At 54.2% G+C, this 22,289-nt stretch carries 24 protein-coding genes; 11 read left to right on the forward strand and 13 right to left on the reverse strand.

The annotated features are described in order from the left end of the window. Positions 1–52 precede the first annotated feature (52 nt). Positions 53–1,042: a cell division protein ZipA gene (gene zipA, locus LZ634_RS03265; RefSeq protein WP_234502325.1), complete on the reverse strand. Its 990-nt coding sequence runs from the start codon at positions 1,040–1,042 to the stop codon at positions 53–55. Between the two features lie 229 nt (positions 1,043–1,271). On the opposite strand from zipA, the gene cysZ reads away from it, so the two are divergent. The 5 genes from cysZ (at position 1,272) to crr (ending at position 6,166) form a co-directional block, all read left to right on the forward strand. Next, positions 1,272–2,033 (forward strand): sulfate transporter CysZ, encoded by a 762-nt coding sequence (cysZ, locus tag LZ634_RS03270; protein ID WP_234502326.1) that lies wholly within the window; start codon positions 1,272–1,274, stop codon positions 2,031–2,033. A 198-nt stretch (positions 2,034–2,231) separates the two neighbouring features. Continuing rightward, on the forward strand, positions 2,232–3,203 hold the full coding sequence (gene cysK, locus LZ634_RS03275) for a cysteine synthase A (protein ID WP_234502327.1): 972 nt from the start codon (positions 2,232–2,234) through the stop codon (positions 3,201–3,203). Between the two features lie 382 nt (positions 3,204–3,585). Then, the gene (gene ptsH / locus LZ634_RS03280) at positions 3,586–3,843 is read left to right on the forward strand and encodes a phosphocarrier protein Hpr (RefSeq protein ID WP_002913505.1); all 258 of its coding nucleotides are present in this window, start codon (positions 3,586–3,588) and stop codon (positions 3,841–3,843) included. Between the two features lie 45 nt (positions 3,844–3,888). Continuing rightward, on the forward strand, positions 3,889–5,616 hold the full coding sequence (gene ptsI, locus LZ634_RS03285; RefSeq protein WP_234502328.1) for a phosphoenolpyruvate-protein phosphotransferase PtsI: 1,728 nt from the start codon (positions 3,889–3,891) through the stop codon (positions 5,614–5,616). A 40-nt stretch (positions 5,617–5,656) separates the two neighbouring features. Next, complete coding sequence (gene crr, locus LZ634_RS03290) at positions 5,657–6,166, forward strand: PTS glucose transporter subunit IIA (protein WP_052282364.1); 510 nt, start codon at positions 5,657–5,659, stop codon at positions 6,164–6,166. 52 nt (positions 6,167–6,218) lie between these two features. Here crr and LZ634_RS03295 read toward each other — a convergent pair whose 3' ends face one another. Next, positions 6,219–6,458, reverse strand: coding sequence for a cytoplasmic protein (locus tag LZ634_RS03295; protein WP_234502329.1), 240 nt, complete (start codon positions 6,456–6,458; stop codon positions 6,219–6,221). After that, the gene (gene pdxK / locus LZ634_RS03300) at positions 6,455–7,321 is read right to left on the reverse strand and encodes a pyridoxine/pyridoxal/pyridoxamine kinase (protein WP_234502330.1); all 867 of its coding nucleotides are present in this window, start codon (positions 7,319–7,321) and stop codon (positions 6,455–6,457) included. Before pdxK ends, LZ634_RS03295 begins: the two co-directional genes overlap by 4 nt. Positions 7,322–7,405: 84 nt before the next feature. Between pdxK and ptsJ the strand changes: the two genes are divergently transcribed. The 3 genes from ptsJ to LZ634_RS03315 are packed head-to-tail and all read left to right on the forward strand — an operon-like array spanning position 7,406 to position 9,848. Next, positions 7,406–8,701: a transcriptional regulator PtsJ gene (gene ptsJ, locus LZ634_RS03305; protein ID WP_234502331.1), complete on the forward strand. Its 1,296-nt coding sequence runs from the start codon at positions 7,406–7,408 to the stop codon at positions 8,699–8,701. Between the two features lie 13 nt (positions 8,702–8,714). Then, positions 8,715–9,425 carry a type 1 glutamine amidotransferase gene (locus tag LZ634_RS03310; RefSeq protein ID WP_234502332.1) on the forward strand — a complete coding sequence of 237 codons (711 nt, stop codon included), beginning with the start codon at positions 8,715–8,717 and terminating at the stop codon, positions 9,423–9,425. A 21-nt stretch (positions 9,426–9,446) separates the two neighbouring features. Continuing rightward, positions 9,447–9,848: a YybH family protein gene (locus LZ634_RS03315; protein ID WP_265178865.1), complete on the forward strand. Its 402-nt coding sequence runs from the start codon at positions 9,447–9,449 to the stop codon at positions 9,846–9,848. Here the strand turns inward: LZ634_RS03315 and cysM are convergent. The 5 genes from cysM to LZ634_RS03340 all read right to left on the reverse strand — a co-directional run bounded on the left by cysM (position 9,845) and on the right by LZ634_RS03340 (position 14,632). Next, positions 9,845–10,756 (reverse strand): cysteine synthase CysM, encoded by a 912-nt coding sequence (gene cysM, locus LZ634_RS03320; RefSeq protein ID WP_234502334.1) that lies wholly within the window; start codon positions 10,754–10,756, stop codon positions 9,845–9,847. The two genes, LZ634_RS03315 and cysM, sit on opposite strands and share 4 nt — an antisense overlap. A 67-nt stretch (positions 10,757–10,823) precedes the next feature. Then, the gene (cysA, locus tag LZ634_RS03325; RefSeq protein ID WP_234502335.1) at positions 10,824–11,918 is read right to left on the reverse strand and encodes a sulfate/thiosulfate ABC transporter ATP-binding protein CysA; all 1,095 of its coding nucleotides are present in this window, start codon (positions 11,916–11,918) and stop codon (positions 10,824–10,826) included. Beyond that, the gene (gene cysW / locus LZ634_RS03330) at positions 11,908–12,783 is read right to left on the reverse strand and encodes a sulfate/thiosulfate ABC transporter permease CysW (protein WP_234502336.1); all 876 of its coding nucleotides are present in this window, start codon (positions 12,781–12,783) and stop codon (positions 11,908–11,910) included. Before cysW ends, cysA begins: the two co-directional genes overlap by 11 nt. Next, positions 12,783–13,616, reverse strand: coding sequence for a sulfate/thiosulfate ABC transporter permease CysT (gene cysT, locus LZ634_RS03335; protein ID WP_234502337.1), 834 nt, complete (start codon positions 13,614–13,616; stop codon positions 12,783–12,785). Before cysT ends, cysW begins: the two co-directional genes overlap by 1 nt. Beyond that, the gene (locus LZ634_RS03340; RefSeq protein ID WP_234502338.1) at positions 13,616–14,632 is read right to left on the reverse strand and encodes a sulfate ABC transporter substrate-binding protein; all 1,017 of its coding nucleotides are present in this window, start codon (positions 14,630–14,632) and stop codon (positions 13,616–13,618) included. The genes cysT and LZ634_RS03340 overlap by 1 nt, the downstream gene beginning before the upstream one ends. Positions 14,633–14,829: 197 nt before the next feature. On the opposite strand from LZ634_RS03340, the gene LZ634_RS03345 reads away from it, so the two are divergent. After that, the gene (locus tag LZ634_RS03345; protein WP_234502339.1) at positions 14,830–15,192 is read left to right on the forward strand and encodes an endonuclease domain-containing protein; all 363 of its coding nucleotides are present in this window, start codon (positions 14,830–14,832) and stop codon (positions 15,190–15,192) included. 182 nt (positions 15,193–15,374) lie between these two features. Here the strand turns inward: LZ634_RS03345 and LZ634_RS03350 are convergent, their stop codons facing one another. The 4 genes from LZ634_RS03350 to LZ634_RS03365 form a co-directional block, all read right to left on the reverse strand. After that, positions 15,375–16,274: a Dyp-type peroxidase gene (locus tag LZ634_RS03350; protein WP_234502340.1), complete on the reverse strand. Its 900-nt coding sequence runs from the start codon at positions 16,272–16,274 to the stop codon at positions 15,375–15,377. A 95-nt stretch (positions 16,275–16,369) separates the two neighbouring features. After that, positions 16,370–16,945, reverse strand: coding sequence for an RpoE-regulated lipoprotein (locus LZ634_RS03355; protein ID WP_234502341.1), 576 nt, complete (start codon positions 16,943–16,945; stop codon positions 16,370–16,372). 61 nt (positions 16,946–17,006) lie between these two features. Then, positions 17,007–17,456, reverse strand: coding sequence for a DUF2919 domain-containing protein (locus tag LZ634_RS03360; protein WP_234502342.1), 450 nt, complete (start codon positions 17,454–17,456; stop codon positions 17,007–17,009). Further along, a complete protein-coding gene (locus LZ634_RS03365; RefSeq protein WP_234502343.1) occupies positions 17,443–17,868 on the reverse strand; it encodes a GNAT family acetyltransferase in 426 nt (141 codons plus the stop codon). Before LZ634_RS03365 ends, LZ634_RS03360 begins: the two co-directional genes overlap by 14 nt. Positions 17,869–18,081: 213 nt before the next feature. Here LZ634_RS03365 and amiA point away from each other — a divergent pair, with 213 nt between their 5' ends. Beyond that, entirely contained in the window at positions 18,082–18,951 is an 870-nt protein-coding gene (gene amiA, locus LZ634_RS03370; RefSeq protein WP_234502344.1) for an N-acetylmuramoyl-L-alanine amidase AmiA, read from the forward strand. Next, the gene (gene hemF / locus LZ634_RS03375) at positions 18,951–19,850 is read left to right on the forward strand and encodes an oxygen-dependent coproporphyrinogen oxidase (protein WP_234502345.1); all 900 of its coding nucleotides are present in this window, start codon (positions 18,951–18,953) and stop codon (positions 19,848–19,850) included. Before amiA ends, hemF begins: the two co-directional genes overlap by 1 nt. Positions 19,851–19,908: 58 nt before the next feature. Here the strand turns inward: hemF and maeB are convergent, their stop codons facing one another. Next, positions 19,909–22,188 (reverse strand): NADP-dependent oxaloacetate-decarboxylating malate dehydrogenase, encoded by a 2,280-nt coding sequence (gene maeB / locus LZ634_RS03380; protein WP_234502346.1) that lies wholly within the window; start codon positions 22,186–22,188, stop codon positions 19,909–19,911. Positions 22,189–22,289: the final 101 nt, after the last annotated feature.

A 22,289-nucleotide genomic window follows, 5' to 3' on the forward strand; every position in this document is an offset into this window, starting at 1 on the left:
AAAAACCCCCGACAGGCGGGGGTTCAGGAAAGATTGGAAAAGCGCGGGCCTATCAGGCGTTGGCGTCGATAACGTCGCGGATACGATCCTGATACTCACGCATTTTTTGCGGGGTCATCATGCGACGCTGATCGTCCAGCACCACACCACCCACTTCGTCAGCAATAAACTGTGCCGACTGGAGCATCAATTTGAAGTTTTGCAGCTCATCGCCGTAGGCAGGCACCTGCATGAAGATGGTCACGCCTGGCGTTTGCATCTCGCTCATGTTTTCCGGGTCGAATGTTCCCGGCTTCAACATGTTGGCAAGGCTAAACAGCGCTGGACCACTACCGTCAGGACTGAGATGGCGATGGAAAATATTCATGTCGCCAAATTTGAACCCGGCCTGTTGAATGCTGTTCAGCAGCACTTCGCCATTAATAGACGAACCCTGATGCGCGGAGACGTTCATGACGATAACCGTCTCTTTACGCTCTTTCACCGGCGGAGCAGGTTCTGGGGCTGGCGGTTCAACCGGCGCAGGTTGCGGCGCAGTCTGTACCACCGGCGCTTCTACCGGCTGAGCAGGCTGCGGAGCTGCGGGCTGCGGAGCCACTGGCGCGTGCTGCACGGGCTGCTGCGGTTCAACCACCGGCGGACGTACCGGCTGCGGAGGCGGAACTGGCGCATGCTGTACCGGCTGATACGGCTGTTGCACAGGCGGCTGCTGTACCGGCTCCTGCGGACGTGCAGGCTGAGGCGCCTGACGCTCGTAAGGCGGCTGGTACTGGTGTTGAGGCGGACGAGGCGCATCTTGCTCCCCAGCAACCCCAGGGGCGTGATTGACCTTGTGGATACGAACTTCACCCACGCCTTCAACATTGTCATCAAAGTCTTCTTCCGGCTCATCGTCGGCATCACGAGACTTCATACGTTTTATTGGACGATCGCGAAACATCGAAGAACGTTCTTTACGGCTCGTCCAGAAACCATGAACCAGTAAAGCGAGTATGGCGATCGCGCCAACAATGATTAATATCAGACGCAAATCCTGCATCATTATATTCTCTGTTGTTCTAACACCTTGCCACCACGGCAAACATTTACTCACTAAGAGTATTTGCCCATCACGTCAAGTGCAAGTGTACTTGAGACATTCACTGCATAAAGATGGACTAAATCGTGCTTTTTGCTGGTTTTTCGAACATTTCCTAACTGGTCATTGTCCAACAAGTCGATAAAATATAGCTGTCTTTTAATGTAGTCAGACAAAGGAGCTCCACCTGACCATGGTTTCATCGTCCACCCCTGCTGCACGCAGCGGCGTTTACTATTTTTCTCAGGGCTGGAAACTGATCGGCTTGCCGGGCATCCGCCGTTTCGTCATTTTACCGCTGTTAGTCAATATTATCCTGATGGGCGGCGCATTCTGGTGGCTGTTCAGTAAGCTCGGAAGCTGGATCCCCTCATTGATGAGCCGTATCCCCGACTGGTTGCAGTGGCTGAGCTACCTGCTGTGGCCGGTTATCGTGCTCTCCATTTTACTGGTCTTCGGTTATTTCTTTTCTACCATTGCCAACTGGATTGCCGCGCCGTTTAACGGACTGCTGGCCGAACAGCTTGAAGCGCGTTTAACCGGCGCGACACCACCCGATACCGGCGTTGTTGGCATCATGAAAGATCTGCCGCGCATCATGAAGCGCGAATGGCAAAAACTCGCCTGGTATCTGCCGCGCGCCGTCGTTTTGCTGCTGCTGTACTTTATTCCCGGTATTGGTCAGACGGTTGCGCCGGTGCTGTGGTTCCTGTTCAGCGCCTGGATGCTGGCCATTCAGTACTGTGACTACCCGTTCGATAACCATAAGGTGTCGTTCAAAACCATGCGCGAAGCGCTGCGCACTCGTAAAGTCACCAATATGCAGTTTGGCGCACTCGCTAGCCTGTTCACGCTGATCCCGGTGCTCAACCTGGTGATTATTCCCGTCGCTATCTGCGGCGCGACCGCCATGTGGGTTGACTGCTATCGCGATAAACACGCGATGTGGAAGTAATCTGGCTACGAGATAACCAGCGCGACACCAGCATACATGCCCCATTCTGAATGGATGGGGCTTATGCCTTGCCTTATTCCATCCCGCTTACCATTATTTCCCTTCAGTATATAGATATGCGAAATCCTTACTTCCGCAGAATCTTTAAGCAGGTATGCTGGTCCAGTACCCCAAATTTCATACAGTTAAGGACAGGCCATGAGTAAGATTTTTGAAGATAACTCCCTGACTATCGGTCATACGCCGCTGGTACGACTGAACCGCATCGGTAACGGGCGCATCCTGGCGAAGGTTGAATCACGTAACCCAAGCTTCAGCGTCAAATGCCGTATCGGTGCCAATATGATTTGGGATGCCGAAAAACGTGGCGTACTGAAAGCAGGCGTTGAACTGGTTGAGCCAACCAGCGGTAACACCGGTATCGCCCTGGCCTACGTTGCCGCCGCTCGCGGTTACAAACTGACGCTGACCATGCCGGAAACCATGAGCATCGAACGCCGCAAGCTGCTGAAAGCGCTGGGCGCAAACCTGGTTCTGACCGAAGGCGCGAAAGGCATGAAAGGTGCCATTCAGAAAGCGGAAGAGATTGTCGCCAGCAATCCAGAAAAATTCCTGTTGCTGCAGCAATTCAGCAACCCGGCTAACCCGGAAATCCACGAAAAAACCACCGGCCCAGAAATCTGGGAAGATACCGACGGTCAGGTTGACGTATTCATTGCCGGCGTGGGCACCGGCGGTACATTGACCGGCGTCACCCGCTATATTAAAGGTACAAAAGGCAAAACGGATCTGATTTCCGTCGCCGTTGAGCCAACCGACTCACCGGTTATCGCTCAGGCGCTGGCAGGTGAAGAAATCAAACCAGGCCCGCATAAGATCCAGGGGATCGGTGCTGGTTTCATTCCTGGCAACCTCGATCTGAAGCTGATTGATAAAGTTGTTGCCATTACCAACGAAGAAGCCATCTCCACGGCACGTCGCCTGATGGAAGAAGAAGGTATCCTGGCCGGTATCTCTTCCGGTGCGGCGGTTGCTGCAGCGCTGAAACTGCAGGAAGATGAAACCTTTACCAATAAGAATATTGTGGTTATCCTACCGTCCTCGGGTGAGCGCTATTTGAGCACGGCATTGTTCGCAGATCTCTTCACAGAGAAAGAACTGCAACAGTAATGCCAGCACGTTAAAATCGTGTAAAAAAGCACCCTTTCGGGTGCTTTTTTGTGGCGCACATCAAACTTTTACCCCCCCTGGCATTGATTCACCCCCGCAGGTCTGGTATTTAACCATCATATTTATTTTGAGCCGCGAAATTATTCGACACAGGTTTTCATTTGCTGAATCGATTTTATGATTTGGTTCAAATCCTGCTTTCACGGCATAATGTTTAATGATAAGCGAAACGTCAAAGGCCAGAAGCGTCTGCGTCGGAAGTTTGTCTCCGATGGTAGTGCTGATTAGTGGGCGTCGCTTGATTGAGTAATACAGGCTAAAGTGTGGCCACCAGGCTAGACTTTAGTTCCACAACACTAAACCTATAAGTTGGGGAAATATAATGTTCCAGCAAGAAGTTACCATTACCGCTCCGAACGGTCTGCATACCCGCCCTGCTGCTCAGTTTGTTAAAGAAGCTAAAGGCTTCACTTCAGAGATCACTGTGACTTCCAACGGCAAAAGCGCTAGCGCGAAAAGCCTGTTCAAACTGCAAACTCTGGGCCTGACTCAGGGTACCGTTGTCACCCTGTCCGCTGAAGGTGAAGACGAGCAGAAAGCAGTTGAACATCTGGTTAAACTGATGGCTGAACTCGAGTAAGTTCAACGAGTTCTTTTAAATATCAGTCACAAGTAAGGTAGGGTTATGATTTCAGGCATTTTAGCATCCCCGGGTATCGCTTTTGGCAACGCATTGCTGCTGAAAGAAGATGAGATTGTCATCGACCGGAAGAAAATTTCTGCCGATAACGTTGAGCAGGAAGTTGAGCGTTTTCTTAGCGGCCGTTCTAAAGCGTCCGCACAGCTGGAAGCTATCAAGACCAAAGCTGGCGAAACTTTCGGTGAAGAAAAAGAAGCCATCTTCGAAGGGCATATCATGCTGCTGGAAGATGAGGAGCTGGAGCAGGAAATCATAGCCCTGATTAAAGATAAGCACATGACGGCTGACGCAGCTGCGCATGAAATTATCGAAGGTCAGGCGACTGCCCTAGAAGAACTGGATGATGAATACCTGAAAGAACGTGCGGCCGACGTGCGTGATATCGGTAAGCGCCTGCTGCGCAACATCCTGGGTCTGGCAATCATCGACCTTAGCGCGATTCAGGATGAAGTTATCCTGGTTGCCGCTGACCTGACGCCGTCTGAGACTGCACAGCTGAACCTGAAGAAGGTGCTGGGCTTTATCACTGACGTTGGTGGCCGTACCTCCCACACCTCTATTATGGCGCGCTCCCTTGAGCTGCCAGCGATCGTGGGCACCGGTAGCGTCACCTCTCAGGTGAAAAATGGCGACTATCTGATTCTGGATGCAGTAAACAATCTAGTTTACGTCAATCCAACTAACGAACAAATCGAAGAGCTGCGTGCTGTACAAGAGCAGGTTGCTTCCGAGAAAGCCGAACTGGCGAAACTGAAAGATCTGCCGGCTATCACCCTTGATGGTCACCAGGTTGAAGTTTGCGCGAACATCGGTACCGTACGTGATATCGACGGTGCTGAGCGTAACGGTGCGGAAGGCGTTGGCCTGTACCGTACTGAATTCCTGTTCATGGACCGTGATGCGCTGCCAACTGAAGAAGAACAGTTTGCTGCGTATAAAGCCGTTGCTGAAGCCTGTGGCTCGCAAGCGGTTATCGTCCGTACCATGGACATCGGTGGCGATAAAGAGCTGCCGTACATGAACTTCCCGAAAGAAGACAACCCGTTCCTGGGCTGGCGCGCCGTGCGTATCGCAATGGATCGTAAAGAGATCCTGCGTGATCAGGTTCGCGCTATTCTGCGTGCATCCGCTTTCGGTAAACTGCGCATCATGTTCCCGATGATCATCTCCGTTGAAGAAGTGCGTGCACTGAAGAAAGAGATTGAGATCTACAAACAAGAACTGCGTGACGAAGGTAAAGCCTTTGACGAAACCATTGAGATTGGCGTGATGGTGGAAACACCAGCGGCGGCAACTATTGCACGTCACCTGGCCAAAGAAGTTGATTTCTTTAGTATCGGTACCAATGATTTAACGCAGTATACTCTGGCAGTTGACCGTGGTAATGATATGATCTCGCATCTTTACCAACCAATGTCACCATCCGTTCTGACGCTGATTAAGCAAGTTATTGATGCTTCTCATGCTGAAGGCAAATGGACTGGCATGTGTGGTGAGCTTGCAGGCGACGAACGTGCTACACTTCTGTTGCTGGGGATGGGTCTGGACGAATTCTCTATGAGTTCCATTTCTATCCCGCGCATTAAGAAGATTATCCGTAACACGAACTTCGAAGATGCGAAGGTATTAGCAGAGCAAGCTCTTGCTCAACCGACAACGGACGAGTTAATGGCGCTGGTTAACAAGTTCATTGAAGAAAAAACAATCTGCTAATCCACGAGATGCGGCCCAAATTACTGCTTAGGAGAAGATCATGGGTTTGTTCGATAAACTGAAATCTCTGGTTTCTGATGACAAAAAAGACACAGGAACAATTGAGATTATTGCACCGCTCTCTGGCGAGATCGTCAACATCGAAGACGTGCCGGATGTAGTGTTTGCTGAGAAAATCGTTGGTGATGGCATTGCTATCAAACCGACTGGCAACAAAATGGTTGCGCCGGTTGACGGCACTATCGGTAAAATTTTTGAAACCAACCACGCTTTCTCTATCGAATCCGATAGCGGCATCGAGCTGTTCGTTCACTTCGGTATCGATACCGTAGAACTGAAAGGCGAAGGTTTTAAACGTATCGCGGAAGAAGGCCAGCGCGTTAAAGTTGGCGATACCGTGATCGAGTTCGATCTGGCCCTGCTGGAAGAGAAAGCCAAGTCTACCCTGACTCCGGTTGTTATCTCCAACATGGATGAGATCAAAGAGCTGACCAAGCTTTCCGGTAGCGTAACCGTGGGTGAAACTCCGGTTATCCGCATCAAGAAGTAATTCTTGCTGCATAGAAAGATGGCGCCGATTGGCGCCATTTTTTTTGGCTGACTTATAGCGCCGAAGTGACTGGACGAAAACACGGCTCACGCATCAGGATTTTCATCCCTTCCGGGCCGCTTTCCAGCATTCTCCTTTCGCTATCAGATACCTGCAGCTCACACTGATAGCCGCCGGTGACACCAAAAATGGCCCGCGCCACGCAGGCATCTTCCAGCGCATCCTGACCGCTGGTGTCAAAATGGCCAACCAGACGCCCGTTGTGACGGACAACCAGACGATAACTCTTCATCGCACCTCCCCTGCCGGTGGCAGTATTAACTCATCGCAGCCGCACTTCTGCGTCCAGCTCATGACTTCAAGGACGCGTTCTGCCGCATCACGCGCGGCGTCTGCCAGCGTTTTTTTCTGCACAATGCCGCTGATTAACTCGGCGCAAAACAGATCGCCAGTGCCTTTAAGATCGGTTTCCAGACGCGGATGCTCAATCACATCTACCGAATCAGAAGTCACGACAGCCACCGTAATATTGTCTGCATTACGGGCCGGTGCGCTGGTAATAATCACCCATTTCAGCGTCTCAGTGAGTAGCGATTGTGCCGCCGTAATCGATTCATCCAGGGTCCGACACGGCTTACTGCTAAGCATCTCCAGCTCAAAGACGTTAGGCGTCAATCCCTGCGCGAGCGGCAGCAGATGGGTACGATAGGCCTGCGGAATTTCCGCCTGTACGTAAATACCGCTGTCCACATCACCAATCACCGGATCGACCAGAATTGGGATCTGCGGGTGCGACTGCTGGACCGTTTTAAGCCATTCGGCGAGTAGCGCAATCTGCTCCGCGCTACCCATATAGCCCGTGGTGACCGCTTTCAGCTCGCGCAGCGCGTCGCGTTCATTGAGCGCCCGAAGATAACCGCCAAACCACTCGCCAGGAATAATGCCGCCATAATAGGTCTCATAGTGCGGCGTATTGCTAAACAACACCGTTGGCACCGCAGTCACCCGCAGGCCGTGCGCCTTAATCGCCGGGACGGCAATACTGTTGCCGACGCTGCCGTAAACCACCAGCGACTGAACGGCAACGATATCCGTTTGCTGCGCCCGGTGCTTATCGTTAAAGAGCACCGACTGTATTTCACTCTCCTGCCCCATCACCTTCTCCTCTGACTCTGGACAGCGGGCTCGCGCCTCACTATTATCGTCATATGCTAAAATTCATTTTGTCATAGGTCAATAATGATCGACGGAAAAAGCGCCAACGAAATCTTTGACAGTATTCGTCAGCATATCACCAGCGGTAAATTGGCCAGGGGTGAAACGCTGCCGCCAGTCCGCGAACTGGCGGCGCAACTTGACGTCAACCGTAATACCGTGGCTTCGGCCTACAAACGACTGGTCACTTCCGGGCTGGCACTGAGCCTTGGGCGTAACGGTACGGTGGTCAAAGAGACGCTGCAGCCGGTAGCGCTGGAAGGCGGCGATCCGCACACGCCGCTGACCGATCTCTCCAGCGGCAACCCAGCCGCTGACAGACTGCCTGATCTCAACCGCTATTTGTCGCATATTAGCCGCACGCCACGTCTGTACGGCGATGCGCCGGTCACTCCTCAGCTTCAGCGTTGGGCTAATGCGTGGATGCAAGAAGCAATGCCAGCGCCTGGTGAAATCGACTTGAGCAGCGGCGCCATCGACGCCATTGAGCGTCTTCTATGTGCTCACCTATTGCCAGGCGACAGCGTGGCGGTGGAAGACCCCTGTTTCTTAAGCAGTATCAGCATGCTGCGCTACAGTGGATTTAACGCCAGCCCGGTCGGTATGGATAGCGAGGGAATGTTACCGGAGATGCTGGAGCTAGCGCTCAGCAAAGGTGCGCGCGCGGTTATCCTGACGCCACGCGCCCATAATCCGACTGGGTACAGTCTGAGCCAGGCGCGCGCCGCCGCACTACAGAAAATCCTCAGTCGCTACCCGCAGGTTCTGGTGATCGTCGATGACCACTTTGCCCTGCTTTCATCCGCCACCTGGTATCCGGTGATATCAGCCCAGACGCTACATTGGGCGGTAGTGCGTTCAATGTCCAAAACGTTGGGCCCCGACCTGCGTCTGGCGTTTGTCGCCAGCGATACAGCGACGTCAGCAAAACTGCGCCTGCGCCTTAACTCAGGCAGCCAGTGGGTGAGCCATTTACTTCAGGATTTGGCCTATGCCTGCTTAACCGACGACGATTATCAGCACACTCTTGCGCAAACCCGGCAGTTCTACGCCAGCCAGCAACACAGCCTCACCGAGGCATTGCGCGCACAAGGCATCGACAACGTCATCCCCGGCGATGGCCTGAACCTTTGGCTTCCGCTGGCAACAGCCAGTCAGGCCACCGCATTCGCCCTCGCTAAATCCGGCTGGCTGGTGCGCGAAGGCGAAGCATTCGGCGTTAACGCGGCGGCGCATGGTTTACGTATCACGCTTGCAACGCTCGACGATAGCGACATTACCCGGCTAGCCGCTGATATTCAGCGAGCGCTTAAGCCATAACAGGAGAACCTGCGTGCGAGTCCATTTTGTTATTCATGAATCATTCGAGTCAGCGGGAGCTTATCAGCCGTGGGCGCAAGCACGTGGCCACCAGGTCACCTGGAGCCGCGTCTATGATAGCGAGCCCGTTCCCGCTAACGCCGACGGCTTTGATATGCTGGTGGTCTTTGGCGGCCCACAATCGCCGCACACTACCCTTGCCGAGTGCCCCTATTTCGACTCAAAAGCGGAGCAGCGGCTGATTAATCAGGCGATTGACGCAGGGCGTATTGTGGTCGGCATTTGTCTCGGTTCGCAGTTGATTGGTGAAGCGCTGGGCGCGGAGGTATGTCAAAGCCCGAACAAGGAGATCGGCCACTACCCGATAACGCTGACGGAAGCTGGCGCACAGCATCCGCTGCTCAGCGATTTTGGTTCACCGCTAACCGTCGGCCACTGGCATAACGACATGCCGGGACTGACCGCCGGAACGGTAATCCTTGCAAAAAGCGCAGGTTGCCCGCGCCAGATTGTGCAATTCAGCGATAAAGTATTCGGTTTTCAGTGCCATATGGAATTCACCGCCGAAGCGGTTGAAGGGCTTATCCAACACTCTGAACAAGAGCTGGCGGAGGCGAAAGGCAAACCGTTTATTCGTTCTGTCGAAGAAATGCGCGGCCACGACTACCGCGAAATGAACCAAAAACTGTGGTCGTTTCTCGATAAGCTGACCGAATCCCGCTAAACCACAGCCTCAGGAGTGCAGATGCCAGAATCATCGTTAAAAGCCGTTATCGAAGCCTGCGACCGCGCCATCTCGCAGGAAGATTACGTCACGCTAATGGAGTACTACGCCGAAGACGCCACCCTGGTGGTAAAACCGGGGATGGTAGTCAGCGGGAAAGAGAATATCCGCAAAGCCTTTATCGCCATCGCCGACTTCTTTCAGCATCGGTTAGTGGTGACTCAGGGGCGAATGGAGATTATTGAAGGCGGCGATAACGCGCTGGTGATTATGGAAACCCGCCTCGATATTCCGCTGGCCGAAGGGGAAACCACGCAGGTTACGCGTCGCGCAACCTACGTCTTTCGCCAGCAAGCGGGCCGTTGGTTATGTACCGTCGATAACTCCTACGGCACCGACCTGCTGGATAGCCCGGACGTTTAAATCCCTGCGCCCTGGCTAAAGTGTTCTTCACCAAACACACCGGTGGAGAGGTAGCGATCGCCGCGATCGCAAATGATCGCTACCACTACCGCCCCGGGATTTTGCTCGGCAATCCGTCGTGCCCCGGCCACGGCTCCGCCGGAACTCACGCCGCAAAAGATACCTTCCCGCACGGCCAGCGCACGCATGGTATTTTCCGCATCGTTCTGGTGAATATCCAGAACCTGATCAACCAGTTGCGCATTAAAAATCCCCGGCATATATTCCGCCGGCCAGCGGCGAATACCAGGAATGCTGCTGCCCTCTTCCGGCTGTAGACCGACGATAGTGACTGCTTTTTCCTGCTCACGCAGAAAACGCGATACGCCAGTGATCGTGCCGGTGGTCCCCATGCTGGAAACAAAATGAGTGATACGACCGCCCGTCTGCTGCCAGATTTCCGGGCCAGTGGTGGTGTAGTGCGCGTACGGATTGTCCGGATTGTTGAACTGATCCAGCAGCGTACCTTCGCCGCGCTGAGCCATCTCCAGCGCTAAATCACGCGCGCCTTCCATACCCTGTTCTTTGCTCACCAGAATCAAGTCGGCACCGTAAGCACGCATCGCGGCGCGACGCTCCTGGCTCATATTATCCGGCATCAGCAATTTCATCCGATAACCTTTAAGCGCGGCAATCATTGCCAGTGCGATACCGGTGTTGCCACTGGTTGCCTCAATAAGCACATCGCCCGGCTTAATCTCACCGCGCTTTTCAGCTTCGACAATCATCGACAGCGCGGCGCGGTCTTTCACCGACCCCGCCGGGTTGTTGCCCTCGAGCTTCACCCAGATTTCGCTGCCGTTATCCGGCTCCAGACGTTGTAATTTGACCAGCGGCGTATTGCCGATGGTTTGTTCTAATGTGTTCACGTTTTTTGCTCAAAAAAAAGCCGGGTAGAGCAATGCTTACCCGGCGATAAACATAAGAATTAAGCTATCAGGCTGTTTCGGCCAGAGCAAGCGTCTCATGGGATTCAATACGCTCATTGCCGTGGTACAGACGCGCGTTTTGCAAGCCAACAAACAGGCGATCGCCGCGCAGCGGCGTATCGTCGCCGCGCATCACCACCGTTAATGGGTCTTTGTACCACCCCAGGGGCTGCACAACTAATTGGGTGTAGTGGCCCTTCGGACTCGCTTCTAAAACCTGTACCGGTAGCGGTGAATCGAGGCTGGTACGGCGGCTGACATCAACTTCCCACGGACGCAGGAAAAGATCCACCGGCCCCTGGTAGGATGGGGTATAGCCCAGCGGCCAGCGATGCGCACCCACGTGGAACTGCCCACCGCGAATGGTGCCCTGCAGGCGGTTTACTTCGCCCATAAACTCCAGCACAAAGCGCGTTGCGGGTTCACGCCACACCTGCTCTGGCTCATCGGCCTGTTCAATATGCCCCTGGCTCATCACCACCACGCGGTTGGCCACTTCCATCGCCTCTTCCTGATCGTGGGTCACGAAGACGCTGGTAAACTTCAGTTCTTCATGCAGCTGGCGCAGCCAACGTCTGAGCTCTTTACGCACCTGTGCATCCAGCGCGCCGAAGGGTTCATCGAGCAGCAGAATCTGTGGTTCTACCGCCAACGCACGGGCCAACGCCACGCGCTGTTTCTGTCCACCAGAAAGCTGCGCCGGATAGCGTTCGGCCAGATGGGCCAGCTGCACCATCTCCAGCAGTTTGGTGACTTTAGCTTTAATGGTCGCCGCGTTCGGGCGCTCGCGACGCGGTAGCACGGTCAGACCAAAGGCGATGTTGTCGAATACCGTCATATGACGGAACAGCGCATAGTGCTGGAACACGAAACCGACTTTACGGTCACGCGCGTGCAGACGACTGACGTCGGTGCCCTGGAAACGAATGCTTCCGCTGGTCTGATGCTCCAGCCCGGCGATAATTCGCAGCAGCGTAGTTTTGCCTGAGCCGGACGGCCCGAGCAGCGCCACCATCTGACCGGAAGGGATATCCAGAGAGATATCATTCAGCACCTGGGTGCGACCAAAAGACTTCTTAATATTGGCAATCTCAATGCTCATGATTTCCCTCCTGTTGCGCGCGTTTTTCCTGATTATGCAAACGCCACTGCAACGCACTCTTTAAAAATAAGGTCAGAATCGCCATCAACGTCAGCAACGCCGCCGCGGTAAAGGAGCCGACGGTGTTGTAATCCTGTTCCAGCAGTTCAATCTGTAATGGTAACGATAAGGTCTCGCCGCGAATTGAGCCGGAAACCACCGAAACCGCACCAAACTCACCAATCGCGCGGGCGTTGGTCAGTACCACGCCGTACAGCAGCGCCCAGCGAATATTCGGCAAGGTCACGCGTTTAAACATCTGCCAGCCGGATGCGCCGAGCAAAATCGCCGCTTCATCTTCCTGACTGCCCTGGCTTAGCATCACCGGCACCAGTTCGCGGACCACAAACGGACAGGTGACGAAGATGGTGACCAGCACCATACCCGGCCAGGCAAACATAATTTGCAGGTTATTGGCTTCCAGCCAGCCGCCCAGCGGGCCGTTAGAGCCGTAAAACAGCAGATAAACCAGACCCGCGACCACCGGAGAAACGGCAAACGGGATATCCAGCAGCGTTAATAGCAGTTGGCGACCCGGGAAGTTAAAGCGCGTCACCAGCCAGGCCAGCAGCACGCCGAACACCAGGTTCACCGGAACGGTAATCAGCGCAATCATCACCGTCAGCCAGATGGCGTGCAGCATGTCCGGGTCGGCCAGATTTTGCAGTACCGGCATCAGCCCTTTGCTGAACGCCTGGACGAAGATATAAATCATCGGCACCAGCAGGATAAAGGCCGAAACCAGCATCCCGGTACCAATCAGGAACCATTTTCCCCAGTTAAAACGGGGTGCGTCATAACGCTTCAATTGAGTCACTTCCGCCATTAATGACCTACCACACGCCGACCAAAGCGACTTTGCAAGGTATTGATAGAGAACAGCAGCAGCAGAGATGCCGCGAGGATCACCGAAGCAATTGCACTCGCCGCCGGATAGTCAAACTCCTGCAAGCGGACAAAAATCATCAGCGAGGTCACTTCCGTTTTCCACGCAATGTTGCCGGCGATGAAGATAACCGCGCCAAATTCACCGAGGCTGCGGGTAAACGACAGCGCCACTCCGGCCAACAGCGCCGGAGAAAGCTCAGGCAGCACCACTTTACGGAAGCTCTGCAAGCGGGTCGCGCCCAGCGTTTCCGCCGCTTCTTCATATTCTGGGCCTAACTCTTCCAGCACCGGCTGTACGGTACGCACCACGAACGGAATACTGGTGAATGCCATTGCAACGGCAATGCCAAGCCAGGTGTAGGTCACTTTGATATCAAACTTCGCCAGCCACTCGCCGTAAAAACCGTTCACCGAGAACAGCGACGCCAGCGTCAGGCCAGCAACCGCGGTCGGCAGCGCAAACGGTAAGTCCATCAGCGCATCCAGCAGCGTACGGCCCGGGAACCGATAGCGGGTTAAAATCCACGCCATCAACAGACCGAAAACGCCATTAAAAATAGAAGCCACAAACGCCGACAGCAGCGTCACCTTATAAGCGGCAACCACCTGCGGGTTAGTAACGACTTCCCAGTACTGCGACCAGCTCATTTCAGATAACTGCATCACCAATGCGCTAAGCGGCAGTAGCAGAATCAAGCAAACAAACAGCAGACTGGTGCCGAGGCTCAGGGTAAAGCCCGGCAGCACACGTCTGGAAGAAACTGCAAACATTACTTACGCCCCGCCGCTAACAGCTTGTCTAACTCGCCACCGCTGGCGAAATGGGTTTTCATCACTTCAGGCCAGGAACCGAATTTATCCTCCACGCGGAACAAATCGGTCTGCGGGAATTTATCCTTCAGCTTGTCCATCACCTGCGGGTTGTTCACGCGGTAGTAGTAATCGGTAATGATGGTCTGCGCCTGCGGGCTGTAGAGATAGTTCAGATAGGCTTTCGCCGCTTTCTCGGTGCCGTTGGCTTTAACATTTTTATCGACCCACGCCACCGGGAATTCCGCCAGGATGTTGGTTTTTGGGATAACTACTTCAAAACCCTGAGCTTCATACTGCTTGCGGATGTTATTCACTTCCGATTCAAAGCTAATCAGCACATCACCCAGACCGCGTTCGGCAAAAGTGGTTGTCGCACCGCGACCGCCGGTGTCGAAGACTTCAACGTTTTTCAGGAACTGGGTCATAAACTGCTGAGTTTTCGCCTTATCGCCGCCGTCGGCTTTATCCGCCGCGCCCCACGCCGCCAGATAGGTATAACGCGCGTTACCCGAGGTTTTCGGGTTTGGGAAAATCAGCTTCACGTCCGGACGCACCAGATCGCTCCAGTCGTGGATATTTTGCGGGTTGCCCTTACGCACCAGGAATCCCATAGTGGAATAAAACGGCGAGCTGTTATTGGGCAGACGTGACTGCCAGTCAGCAGGAATCAGGTTGCCTTTGTCGTGCAGGATCTGCACGTCAGTCACCTGGTTATAAGTTACAACGTCTGCTTTTAAGCCCTGCAGAATCGCCAGCGCCTGTTTGGATGAACCGGCATGAGACTGTTTAATCGTCAGCTTATCGCCGCCGTTGTCTTTCGCCCATTGCTGCTCAAACGACGGATTCAGGGCGGCAAAGAGCTCGCGGGAAACGTCATAAGAGCTATTGAGCAGCTCCGTCGCCTGCGCCTGTGCAACCAGCAGCATGGAAGCCGCGAGCGTCAGATATCCTTTTTTCAGTAAGTTCATCGCCATTGCGCACCCTATAGTGTGAGGACTTTCTAAGCCTCAGTGTATTTATAACGGGTACTAAAGGAGTAACGGTTTTATATACCGTTTGGTGATTTGGAAGTTGAAAAGAGAATAAGGAGATTAATGCGGTTTTCTGACGCCTGATTCCAGGACGATAACGCGCTTCAGACAACCGGCATTATCGATGTCAAAGTGCCGCAATGGAAAACCAATATGATTTCGCCCGGCAGCTAAGACGCCAGCTCACGCCACAGGAGCGCCGGTTATGGTACCTGCTTCGTGACCGGCGATTTGCGCGCTTTAAGTTTCGTCGCCAGCATCCGGTAGGGCCCTATATTCTTGATTTTGCCTGTTGTCGCGTTCATCTGGCAGTTGAGCTTGACGGTGGGCAGCATGATGCAAGGGCTGGATATGATGCCCGAAGAACGGCGTGGCTGAGGTTACAGGGGTGGCGAGTGCTGAGATTCTGGAATAATGAGTTAATGGAGAATGAGGAGGCGGTATTGGTGAGGATTCTTGAGGCACTTGTGTCGTCTGCACCCTCACCCCGGCCCTCTCCCTGAAAGGGAGAGGGGGAGTAGCCGGCCTCACCATTAGTTCAGCCATGCCAGACCATCGCCACCCAATCCCGAGAGAGTGAGCGACGAATGGTTAATCTCATCTTCGCTTTCAATACTGCAAAGCGCACCGAACGATCCCCTCTCCCCTGCGGGGAGAGGGTTAGGGTGAGGGGGAAAACTCAGCCTTACAGCGCGACCAGCTTATCCAGCGAAGGCGCGAAGTAATAACCGCCGGTCACTGGTTTAGTGAAGCGCAGCATCGCGTCGCGTTTACCATCGGTATCACCAAACATGCTCAGCAGCTGCTGTTCAATATTGTGCAGACGCGCGCAGTAGGCGCAGAAGTACAGGCCATGGGTGCCGCTTGCGGTACCGTACGGCAGGCTCTGGCGAACAATCTTCAGCCCTTTGCCGTCTTCTTTCAGGTCAACGCGGGTCAGGTGCGAGGTTTCCGGACGATCGTCGCCGTCAATCTCTTCGTTGGCTTCTTTGGTACGGCCAATCATCATCTCCTGATCCGGCACGCTCATGCGGTTCAGTTGCTTAAGATTGTGCTCCCAGCGCTGGACGAAAACATAGCTGCCGCCCGCATCCACACCGTCTTTGATAACAGCCACTTCACGACGCGTTTCTTCACCCGCCGGGTTCTCGGTACCGTCAACGAAGCCGCTCAAATCGCGTTCTTCAACCCAACGGAAACCGTGGACTTCTTCCTTCACATCCAGCGCATCGCCAAAGGCGGCCAGCGCGGCCTGAGCCACGGAGAAGTTAACGTCATGACGCAAAGAGAGAATGTGGATCAGCACATCAAACTGCGTGGATGGCGCCAGTCCTTTGCCATACGGAGGAAAATCTTTCAGCTCTTGCGCGCCAACGCCGCCGCTCAGCTCACGCCAGGTATTGTGGCCAAACGCAACAACCGCACCTAAATGGGCATCCGGGAATTTATCCTGAAACGCCGCCAGCTTTTCGGCAAAAATTTTGCTGCCGGCACGCAGGGCGTTGACGTCCCCTTTGACATTGGCTTCAATCCAAATCGCCGCGCGGCAATGTTCCGGCAAAATGCCGCTCTGAACCTGAGACATCGCTCCTCCTAAATAAAATGCCACGACATCGTGGCATAAAAAAACCTCACATATTGTACCCGCTTTTCAGCGAGCCGTGGCGACTACGGTCAAATTTAGCGTCGCCAGATGATTTTCGACAGCGTCCAGTTTTTCAGGGTGTCGTCCGGCGGCATCAGCCCCTGCGGCCCCTGCCAGTTACCGGAGAACTGGTAGCTAATGTGGGTGCTGTCTTTGGCCTTACACTCCACGACGTTACTTTCGTCGGCGGTGGCCGCCTGGCAGTTACCAAACGCTTTTTCGTAGACATCGCTAAATTTCGTGCCCACTTTTACGCCACCGGCCGCAGCCACATCATCATCCAGCACGTCAATACGGCTCACCGTGCCGCCTTCACCATTGATGACCATGGCCAGCTTGTCGCCGCGCAGTGCTTCAAAATAGTGAACCACGCCACCGCTCTGCGCCTTCATGCCGCTGCGCAGACGATAGTCGCTGCCCAACGCATCTCCAATAGCCTGTTCATTCAGCGCCGTTGAGCCCGTCAGACCGCCCACGCCCTGCTCGCTCACGGCCGCAGAAGAGCCAAACCAGTTCCATGGATAGGCCGCAGACCAGTTCACCGCAGAAAGTGTAGAACAGCCGGTCAGGGCCAGCGGGAGGGCGCACAACAGTAAACGCAGCGATTTCATTGATACTTCCTATTTATTTAAGTCAGGCCTATTGGAGTCCAGGAAACCCAATTAGTGCCGTTTAATCTGCGACTTCACTGAAACAAGCGCGGAGTCGTGAATTAGTCAGCAGCCACCACAGCGCAAAAATATCCAGTAAAAACAGACTTAAACCGATACCAGAAAGCGGTTCTCCGCTGAGCCAAAGCCAGGGCTGCCAGCACAGCAAAATGACCTGTGCGACGACAAGCATCGGCCGCAGCCAGCGCCAGACGCGGGGATAAACGTGACGCCGCCCGCTGAGTAAGAACGCTAAAACCGCCGGAACGCCGGGCAACAGCCCTATCCAGAAAAGGCTATGGTCGGGATAAAACAGGTTCAGCAGCACGTCACCCTGATCGCGTGACGCGCCAGCCATTAAAAACAGTACCCACGTCCGAGCCTGTAACAGTAACAGGCACCAGAACAGAAAAGGGAGACGCAGACGACCTTGTGAGTCGAAATCAGCGGCGGAGAAATCAGTACTCTTCATCTTCAATCAGACGCTTACCCAAACTTTGTGCATCGGCATGTTCATAGCCCAGGCGCTCATACATCCCCAGCACAACGTCGTTCTCTTCCCGCACCATTATTTGGATTTTCGGGCAGCCACGGGCGATGAGTTTTTTCTCCAGGCGATTAAGCAGCGCATTGGCAATACCGCGTCCGCGATATTCCGGGTGGACGCCAAGGTAATAGGCCGACCCGCGGTGACCATCGTAGCCACCCATAATCGTGCCAACCACTTCGCCGTTGACTTCAGCCACCAAAAACAGGCTCACGTCGTGATTGACCTTACGTTCAATATCCATTTCCGGATCGTTCCATGGGCGCAGTAGATCGCATCGCTCCCACAGAGTGATGACCTCTTCAAAATCTGTCTGGCGAAAAACGCGTATCTCCATGGTATTGACCACCTTTTCAGGTTTAAAAACAGTGATTATGGCGTGAACGGTCAATTAAGCCAATATCTGACGCAGCATGGTGAAAAAAATGGCATAATAACGTACAGACACGTATTGAAATGAAAAGTAAAACAATTCCCATCACGAACAGTCGTAACGGAAAACGCGATACGATATAACACATGGATTCTTGTTTTTACAACTCAGGCCGGAATGAGCACTTTTAAACCATTAAAAACACTGACTTCGCGCCGGCAGGTGCTAAAAGCCGGACTGGCTGCGTTAACCTTGTCCGGTATTGCCACTCAGGCAGCAGCGAAGAACGAGCCATTAAAAACCAGCAGCAGTCACAGTAAACCGGCGAAGAAATCTTCCAGCCGACGTCTGGTGATGCTCGATCCCGGCCATGGCGGCATTGATACTGGCGCTATCGGGCACAGTGGTTCAAAAGAGAAACACGTGGTGCTGGCGATTGCCAAAAACGTTCGTGCGATTTTGCAAAAAAACGGCATTGACGCCAAACTGACGCGTACCGGCGACACCTTTATTCCGCTGTACGACCGGGTTGAAATCGCCCATAAGCATGGCGCGGACCTGTTCATGTCGATTCACGCCGACGGCTTTACCAACCCTTCCGCGGCGGGCGCCTCCGTTTTTGCGCTCTCCAACCGTGGGGCCAGTAGCGCCATGGCAAAGTACCTGTCGGATAAAGAAAACGCCGTGGATGAACTGGCAGGTAAAAAGGCCAAAGATAAAGATCACCTGTTGCAGCAGGTGCTGTTCGATCTGGTACAAACTGACACCATCAAAAACAGCCTGACGCTGGGTTCACACGTACTGAAAAATATTAAGCCGGTGCATAAACTGCACAGTAAAGGCACGGAACAGGCGGCGTTTGTGGTCCTGAAATCACCGTCTATTCCGTCTGTTCTGGTAGAAACCTCGTTTATTACCAACCCGGCCGAAGAGCGCCTGCTGGGCACCGCTGCGTTTCGGCAGAAAATTGCCAACGCGATCGCTTCCGGCATCATCAGCTATTTCCACTGGTTTGATAACCAGAAAGCCCACGCCAGGAAACGTTAATGTCCATCGATGTTCAACAAATCAAAGCGTTTCTGCTTAAGCTGCAGGACGATATCTGCCAGCAACTTGCCGAAGTCGACGGCGGCGTCTTCATTGAAGACAACTGGCAGCGTGAAGCGGGCGGCGGCGGGCGCAGCCGCGTACTGCGCGACGGTGCGGTGTTTGAACAAGCGGGAGTCAACTTCTCCCACGTGCATGGCGATGCCATGCCAGCCTCAGCTACCGCGCATCGTCCAGAGCTTGCCGGGCGCAGCTTTGAAGCGATGGGCGTCTCGTTGGTCGTGCATCCGCGCAACCCGTACGTCCCGACCAGCCACGCCAACGTGCGCTTTTTCATCGCCGAAAAACCGGGTTCTGAGCCGGTGTGGTGGTTTGGCGGCGGCTTCGACTTAACCCCCTACTACGGTTTTGACGAAGATGCCGTTCACTGGCACACGACCGCGCGCGACCTGTGTCAGCCCTTCGGGAATGACGTTTACCCACGCTACAAAAAGTGGTGCGATGACTATTTCCATCTCAAGCATCGCAACGAGCAGCGCGGAATTGGCGGTCTGTTCTTCGACGATCTCAATACGCCGGACTTCACCCACTGTTTTGGCTTTATGCAGGCCGTTGGGCAAGGTTTTACCGACGCCTATCTGCCTATCGTCAACCGTCGCAAAGCGATGGCGTACGGCGAGCGCGAGCGCGAGTTCCAGCTCTATCGCCGCGGGCGCTACGTCGAGTTCAATCTGGTGTGGGATCGCGGGACGCTGTTCGGCCTACAGACCGGCGGGCGCACGGAGTCGATATTAATGTCGATGCCGCCGCTAGTGCGCTGGGAATATAACTACCAGCCGGAAGACGGTAGTCCGGAAGCGGCGCTGGATGAGTTTATAAAAGTCAAAGAGTGGATCTAAGCGGAGCCGCTCACCGCGACCTAAGAAGAAAGCCCCGGATTTCCGGGGCTTTTTGTTTTTACAGCGGTTGGGTCTGCGCTTCAACCACCGCCAGCGCCACCATATTGACGATACGGCGGACGGAGGCAATTGGCGTCAACACGTGTACCGGTTTCGCTACGCCCATCAGCACCGGCCCGACGGTAACACCTTCAGAACTGGAGACACGCAGCAGGTTGTAGCTGATACGCGCCGCTTCCATATTCGGCATCACCAGGATATTGGCGGAACCTTTCAGCGGGCTATCCGGCATACGGTCGTTACGGATGCTTTCCACCAGCGCGGCATCACCGTGCATTTCGCCGTCAATCATCAGCTCAGGCGCACGTACTTTTACCAGCTCTAACGCTTCACGCATTTTGCTAGCTGACGGGCAATCAGAAGAACCGAAGTTAGAGTGCGACAGCAGCGCGACGCGCGGCTCAATACCGAACCGACGAACGGTTTCCGCCGCCATCAGTGCGATTTCAGCAATCTCTTCTGGCGTTGGGTCGTTATTGACGTAGGTATCAGCGATAAAGGTGTTGCCGCTTGGCAGCAGCAGCGCATTCATCGCCCCAGCGGTGTGGACACCGTCGCGGTAGCCAAACAGCGGCTTAATCACGCTAAAGTGTTCGTGGTAGTCGCCGATGGTGCCGCAAATCATCCCGTCCGCTTCGCCACGCTGAACCATGATGGCGCCGATAGCGGTGGTGTTGCTGATCATCTCACGCTGCGCCTGCTCTGGCGTAATACCGCGGCGTTTCATCAGACTGTAGTATTCCTGCCAGTACTCTTTAAAGCGCGGGTCAGACTCATTGTTGACGATTTCGAAGTCGACGCCCGGTTTAATCTGCAGGCCCAGCTTCTGGATACGCATCTCAATAACGCTTGGACGACCAATCAGAATCGGTTTTGCCAGCCCCAGCGTAACCAGCTCCTGCGTTGCGTGCAGCACGCGGTTATCTTCACCTTCTGCCAGCACGATGCGCTTCGGCTCTTTACGTGCCTGCGAGAAAATCGGCTTCATGAACAGGTTGGTTTTGTAGACAAATTCGCTCAATTTTTCGATATAGGCATCAAAATCGGCAATCGGACGAGTCGCCACGCCGGAGTCCATCGCCGCTTTCGCCACAGCCGGTGCGATCTTGACGATCAGGCGCGGATCGAACGGTTTCGGAATGATGTATTCCGCGCCAAAGCTCAGATCCTGGTCGCCATAGGCCGACGCCACCACTTCGCTTTGTTCGGCGTGTGCCAGCTCGGCGATTGCGTGTACCGCCGCCAGCTTCATCTCTTCGTTGATAGCCGTTGCACCAACGTCTAGCGCACCGCGGAAAATGAACGGGAAGCACAGAACGTTGTTCACCTGGTTTGGATAGTCTGAACGACCGGTACAGATGATGGCGTCCGGACGCACTTCTTTCGCCAGCGGCGGCAGAATTTCCGGCTCAGGGTTAGCCAGTGCGAGGATCATCGGCGCACGCGCCATTTTCTTAACCATCTCCTGGGTCAGTACTTTCGGACCGGAGCAGCCAAGGAAAATGTCGGCGTTAGCAATCACATCGTCCAGCGTCCGTTTTCCGTCATCCTTCACCGCGTAAGCGGCTTTGGTTTCGGCCATATTTGGCTCACGGCCTTCGTAGATAACGCCTTTAGAGTCGCAGACCACAATGTTGTGTTTCTGCATGCCCAGCGCCACCAGCAGATTCATACAGGCAATGGCTGCCGCGCCAGCGCCAGAAACGACCATACGAATATCGGAGATATTTTTTTCCACCACGCGCAGGCCGTTTATGATAGCCGCGGTGCTGATAATCGCCGTACCGTGCTGATCGTCGTGGAACACCGGAATGTTCATGCGTGCACGCAGCTTCTGCTCAATGTAGAAGCATTCCGGGGCTTTAATATCTTCGAGGTTAATGCCGCCAAACGTTGGTTCTAGCGCCGCAACGACATCAATAAATTTGTCGGGGTCCAGTTCGTCCACTTCGATATCAAAAACGTCGATACCCGCGAATTTCTTGAACAACACGCCCTTGCCTTCCATAACCGGTTTACCGGCCAGCGCGCCGATATTACCTAAACCGAGCACGGCAGTACCGTTAGACACCACCGCAACCAGGTTGCCACGCGCCGTATATTTATACGCCGCCAGCGGATCTTTTTCGATTTCCAGACACGGTGCAGCAACGCCCGGCGAGTAGGCCAGCGCCAGATCGCGCTGAGTCGCTAATGGCTTGGTTGGTACAACCTGAATTTTTCCTGGGATTGGGAATTCATGAAAATCGAGGGCACTTTGTTTTAATTGGTCGTCCATTTAGGGTTCCTTTCACGTATCGAACTAAAAGGGTGAAGCGCAATTACGTTCCTGATGCACTCCCGAAGGAAGCGCCTAGTATCGCCTTTGACCGCCCGGTA

The sequence above is a fragment of the Kluyvera intermedia genome (genome assembly GCF_021440345.1).
Taxonomy (GTDB): domain Bacteria; phylum Pseudomonadota; class Gammaproteobacteria; order Enterobacterales; family Enterobacteriaceae; genus Kluyvera; species Kluyvera intermedia_A.